General features: G+C 63.7%; 1 pseudogene. It reads right to left on the minus strand.

The features are described 5' to 3' along the window. Window positions 1-491: 491 nt before the first annotated feature. Window positions 492-725: pseudogene (locus AC4LGL_RS33350) on the minus strand (hypothetical protein); the annotation flags it as partial.

Here is a 725-nt window from a genome sequence, read left to right on the forward strand (position 1 = left end):
GCTCTTCCGATCTGGCTGTGTTTTGTAGACGGCTGCGCCGTCTCCAAGATCAGCGACCGGGCAAGCCCGGTCGAAAGGGGTTGCACCCCAACCGCTTACGCGGTTGGTCCGAATCGCGTTGCTTCGGTTCGCCTTTCGAGAATGGCACCGCTGACGCGGCGCTGTTGGTGGTGACGTTATGCGCTTGCATACGGTTATCCATTGCGCTGCAACCGCTTACGCGGTTTACGCCACCGCTCACGCGGTTTACGCCACCGCTCACGCGGTGATTCTTAATCACCTTGCCTGCCAACGTCATACCCACATACTACACCACATTGTCGAAACATGCTTCCCACCAACACCATTGCCAACCACCCAAAGCAACGGCGCTGACGCGCCGAACCACAGGGCCGAACACAGCGGTGCCCGCAGACCCGGGAGAAGGCCTACGGGCACCCCTGCCACCACCCAGACACACACTCACGCTCACGCGCGAGCACCCCCGGGGACTACCCCCTCAACACCCCAGCACCATCGACATCACCGGCCTGACCGCCGGCGCCCGGGCCACCCACCAGCTCCACCGCCGGCGCCGGCGCCGGCGGATAACGCGGCGGGTCGAAGAACTCAGCCCCCGGATCCGCCGCCACCTCACACACCCCCGTCACCGACCGCTCCACAAACTCAAACCCATCATCAACCAACTCCGCCACACCGTTCTCCAAATCACACCCCCCAGCATC

The sequence above is a fragment of the Mycolicibacterium arcueilense genome (genome assembly GCF_058536225.1).